5 protein-coding genes and 1 pseudogene are annotated in these 4677 nt (G+C 38.6%); 3 read left to right on the top strand and 3 right to left on the bottom strand.

Annotation, left to right across the window (positions count from 1 at the left end):
- Together AC1DRF_RS17285 and AC1DRF_RS17280 are read right to left on the bottom strand one after the other, a co-directional pair.
- Window positions 1–685: alpha/beta family hydrolase (locus AC1DRF_RS17285; protein WP_477741247.1), on the bottom strand; the 685-nt coding region annotated here is incomplete at its 3' end.
- Window positions 686–908: 223 nt separating this feature from the next.
- Window positions 909–1799: a YitT family protein gene (locus AC1DRF_RS17280; protein WP_013058693.1), complete on the bottom strand. Its 891-nt coding sequence runs from the start codon at window positions 1797–1799 to the stop codon at window positions 909–911.
- A 258-nt stretch (window positions 1800–2057) separates the two neighbouring features.
- On the opposite strand from AC1DRF_RS17280, the gene AC1DRF_RS17275 reads away from it, so the two are divergent.
- The 3 genes from AC1DRF_RS17275 to AC1DRF_RS17265 all read left to right on the top strand — a co-directional run bounded on the left by AC1DRF_RS17275 (window position 2058) and on the right by AC1DRF_RS17265 (window position 4434).
- Window positions 2058–2867 (top strand): DUF4397 domain-containing protein, encoded by an 810-nt coding sequence (locus AC1DRF_RS17275; RefSeq protein WP_230184513.1) that lies wholly within the window; start codon window positions 2058–2060, stop codon window positions 2865–2867.
- Between the two features lie 41 nt (window positions 2868–2908).
- Window positions 2909–3487, top strand: coding sequence for a class F sortase (locus AC1DRF_RS17270; RefSeq protein WP_477741246.1), 579 nt, complete (start codon window positions 2909–2911; stop codon window positions 3485–3487).
- Window positions 3488–3615: 128 nt separating this feature from the next.
- A complete protein-coding gene (locus AC1DRF_RS17265; protein ID WP_230184515.1) occupies window positions 3616–4434 on the top strand; it encodes a glycerophosphodiester phosphodiesterase family protein in 819 nt (272 codons plus the stop codon).
- 27 nt (window positions 4435–4461) lie between these two features.
- Here AC1DRF_RS17265 and AC1DRF_RS17260 read toward each other — a convergent pair.
- Window positions 4462–4677, bottom strand: a pseudogene (locus tag AC1DRF_RS17260) (ABC transporter permease); the annotation flags it as partial.

Below are 4677 nucleotides of genomic sequence, written 5' to 3'. Positions count from 1 at the left end.
GCTCTTTAGGGGAAATACTGGCTTTGTTATCGCCTTTTTGTTTCCCGTACATTCCAAACTGTGCGTGATTAGCTCCTTTTACTTGGACCAGCTCCGTATTTTTTGAAAGTAAATGCTTGGTTTCTTTAATTTTTTCAGGCGTCGACAAACCATCTTTCTCACCAGTTAAAGACAAAATAGGATAAGTGGAAGTTGAAAAATTATTTTTATTCATCGGATACGATGCTAAAAGAACTAAGCCTTTTATTGAGTTTTGATGATCATACGCATAAGAGGCTGCACTCACTCCTCCAAGGGAATGCCCTCCGATAAACCATGCGGAAATCTTCGGATAGCTTTCCACAATATCCGTCGCTTTATTTTGACTAAAAAAACTCATATTAAACGGAGAATCTACAACAGCAACAAGATATCCTTCATTTGCAATTTGCTGAGCATAATAGCCATATGCTAACGGCTCTACTTTAGCACCTTGATAAATAATATAGCCGGCTTTTATCTCTTTGTTCGTTTGAGGCTTAAATACGTAATAATCGTCTTTCTTCACTACTTTTTTCTCATCTACTAGTGAGTGAAGCTCCTTTGAAGGTTCATAATCAAAACCTGACCATATGACAAAAAAAGCCACGGTCACTGCAACAAGAACCGCAAGACCGACTCCTACTATTTTTAACGTTTTTTTCATGTCACTCCCTCTTTCTGTTTTTTACTATGTACTCTTTTTATATCTTTTAGACATTTTACATGTTCGTTTTAAAGATATACAAGAAAAAAGAGAAGTTCGATATGCCCAAAGCAGGACGCAGCAGAAGCGACATAAACCATTCCATATACTCGAAACAAAGAGAGAAAATTAAAAAGGCTGCTGCATGTAATAACGGGACAGCCTCATTAGCAGACAACTTTCACTAATGAATATCTCGTTTCTTAAACCTCCCTCCTCTAACTTCAGCAATAGCTGCTACAGCAAAAAAAGCAGATGGATCTATCTCATCGATAATCGCTTTTAGCTTTGCTTCTTCAAGCCTGGTAATCACACAAAAAATGACTTTTTTATCATCTCCCGTATACGCCCCTTCCCCATTTAAATACGTGACGCCTCTCCCTAAACGAGCAAGAATTGCTTCGCCAATTTGTTCATATTGTTCGCTGATAATCCAAGCTGACTTAGACTCATCTAACCCTTGAATCACAATATCAATCGTTTTAAAAGCAATGAAGTAAGCCATTAAAGAATACATAGCGCGATCCCAGCCAAATACAAAACCGGCACTTCCCAAAATAAATAAATTAAAAAACATAATCGTCTCACCTACGGAGAAAGGCGTACGCTTATTAAATAAAATAGCTAATATCTCGGTGCCGTCTAGCGAACCTCCGTACCGAATAACAATTCCTACTCCCACACCGAGAACAATTCCGCCAAACACAGTGGCTAAAAGAGGGTCACCTGTTAAGACGGGCAAGTCGTGAAAAATAGAGGTAGCAATGGATAGAATGATAACACCTAAAAGCGTAGATAGCGCAAATGTTTTTCCAATTTGCTTATAGCCAATGAAAAAGAATGGAAGATTTAATACGAAGATATAAAAGCCGATTTGAACATCCGTTAAGTGGGATAAAATAATAGATATACCTACAATTCCACCGTCAATAACCTCATTAGGGACAAGAAAAAATTCTAGCCCGACGGCCATTAAAAGGGCTCCCACTAAAATAAACAGCATGCGCTTTACAATCATTTTAGCTGATAGCGAACGATGAACAACCTTTTTTATTTCATGATTCGTTTGCAGCACATAACTTCCCCTCCTTTTATGATAGAGACATCAGCTACTAACCAAACTCTTATTTTAATATTATCACAAAATTCAAACTATTTACCTGCTCTTTTACAAAAATTTCATCTAATGAAATAAATTATGCATATATTGGATAAAATTGTAGATGATAACAAGTGAATAAATGCCCGAGTACGTTCAAAAGTGAATGCATGCCCACCACTTTTCATACGGGACTAACAGGACAAACTTAGATTAAAAGGAGAGTAAAACGTTATGAACCGTGTAAAGATTATTGCTGCTTCTTTACTCGCAGTTTTATTGCTAGCTTTTTCAGATAATTTCACTTCTGCAGCTGTGCAGGAGGCAATGATACGAGTTGTGCATGCGTCACCTGATGCACCTGAAGTAGATATATATGTGGACAATCAAAGCATCGTAGTCGGCGCATCGTTTAAAGATGTGACAGATTATCTTAAGGTACCTGCGGGTTCTCATAAAGTAGAGGTATATGCCATAGGTACAAAAGGAAAAGAAAAACCTGTCATTTCCACTAATGTAACCGTAGAAGCAAACAAAGCCTATACCCTTGCTGCTATTAACCAAGTTGCACACTTGGAATTAAAAGTAGCTCAAGATGATATGAACGTAGCTAAAGGAAAGAGTAAAATCCGAATTGCTCACTTTTCTCCAGACGCTCCTGCTGTTGATGTAGGTATTAATCACGGCCCTACTTTGTTTAAAGACACTGCTTTTAAACAAATGACAAACTATTCTGAAGTAGATGCCGGAACCTATGATTTGAACATTACAACTAGTCAAGACAATAAAAAAGTACTGGACATCCCAAACCTTAATTTAGAAGCCAACACGGTTTACACAGTGCTCGCTATTAACAAAGCCGACAGTCTTGAAACTCTTTTATTAAAAGATAATACGGCTATGCCTTCCGAAATGCCAAAAACAGGTATGGGCGGTGCTTCACAGGATAATTATAATTCAATTGTGCCGGTTCTTACTTTATTAGGAATTGGAGCGGTCGCTATATTTGTTGTTCGTCGTCACAGAGGATACGAAAGCGAATGAAATGGATAGGAGGGGTTTTCACCTTTTCTTTTATACTATTCATGAGCAGCTGGTTTGCCCAATCAGCAATTGCAAACAGCTCGACGGATTTTGTTGTGAAGATGGCTGAAACAAAATCAGCTCAATACTTGAAATCTTCAGGAAATGYTTCTACGCCTCTTCCATCTCAGCTTATTATTCCGAAACTTCATATCAAGGCTTTTATAAAAGGAATGGGCCTTACTAACCAAGGTGAAATGAGCGTTCCTGATAATGGTCATGATGTAGCTTGGTTTAAGCTCGGAGCAAGACCTGGAGAGGAAGGAAATGCGGTCATTGCAGGACATGTTGATGATCAAAAAGGACCCGCTATCTTCTATCATCTCGACAAGCTCACAAAAGGAGATGAAATTTTTGTAACCGATCAGCAAGGGGATCAGCTGACCTTTGTTGTTACCAATAAAGCTTCTTATCCCCGAGATTCTGCTCCTATCAGAGAGATTTTCGGTCCAACTTTTCAACACCAGCTTAATTTAATCACCTGTACGGGAACGTTTGATCATAAACAGAAAACTCATGAGCGGAGGCTCGTTATTTATACAAGCCTTCGCCCGGAAAAAACAGCCGATGTTTCTCACTAAACATCGGCGTTTATTACTTTTAATTACATACTGGTTCGTTTTATTTAAATATTTACACAGCCTTAATATGAACACAACATCTCACTAGTAAACTAATGCACGACCCCTCAATAAAAAGGAGTTTTGATATGAGACGAAAATGGTGGTTTGTAAGCTCACTCACTCTTTGTTTATGCGGCATTTTTATGTTTATACATACGCAGGCAGCTTCTACTCAAGCAGAAAAAGTAGCCATTATTGCTCATCGAGGCGCATCAGGGTATGAGCCAGAGCATACGATGCAATCTTATCTCGCGGCCGTCCAGCAAAAAGCGGATTACATTGAACTTGATCTTCACATGTCTAAAGATCAGCATCTTGTAGCAATTCATGACTACAAAGTTGACCGAACGACAAATGGAACAGGATATGTAAAACAGTATACAGTGAAGCAGCTTCAGCGTTTGAACGCAGGAAAAGGTAATAAAAAAGCCGTCATTCCAACTTTAGAAGAAATATTCCTTACGTTTGGCAATCGAACAAACTATTATATTGAAACAAAATCTCCTCATGAATATCCAGGTATGGAAAAGGAATTGCTGACGCTGATGGCTAAGTACAACATTCATACCAATCACGTCATTGTACAATCATTTAGTCCTGAAAGCTTAAAAACCGTCCATCGATACCGACCTACTATGAAACTAATTCAACTGATTCGTTCTAAGCAAACCAATATGTTAACAGATCAGCAGTTCAGACAAATCAAAACGTACGCGAACGGCATCGGTCCGAACGCAAACACGCTGACAAAACCATATGTACAAAAAGCTCGCTCATATGATTTAGACGTTCATCCTTATACCGTAAATGATGAAAAGCAAATGAGAATGCTTATCGAGTGGGGCGTAACCGGCATGTTTACTAATTACCCGGATCGCCTTTATAACGTGCTTCATAATAAATAAACACTTGCCGCGGCAAGTGTTTATTCTTTATACATCTCTTCTATTCGCTCTCCACAAGTACAGGCTAATTAATGCTATGGCATAAAGCAAAGCCCAGCCAAACACYAAAAATTTATTTAATCCTTCGTTAATAAATTGAATGATTGCAGATACGGGCGGCAAAACATACAGCAGCAGTCCCCCTCCTTGATACGGAAATGAAACGCCTGCCGCTGCAAGCGTAACGATTAAAATAAATAGAGG

The organism is Priestia sp. P5_B4, from assembly GCF_056400385.1.
Note: the sequence above shows the minus strand (reverse complement) of the source record. Positions and strands in the feature narration are given on the sequence as shown.

Bases quoted from the DNA above. Each gene is read 5' to 3' on its own strand.
- AC1DRF_RS17275 (WP_230184513.1), top strand. From the start codon at position 2,058: ATGAACCGTGTAAAGATTATTGCTGCTTCTTTACTCGCAGTTTTATTG.
- AC1DRF_RS17265 (WP_230184515.1), top strand. From the start codon at position 3,616: ATGAGACGAAAATGGTGGTTTGTAAGCTCACTCACTCTTTGTTTATGC.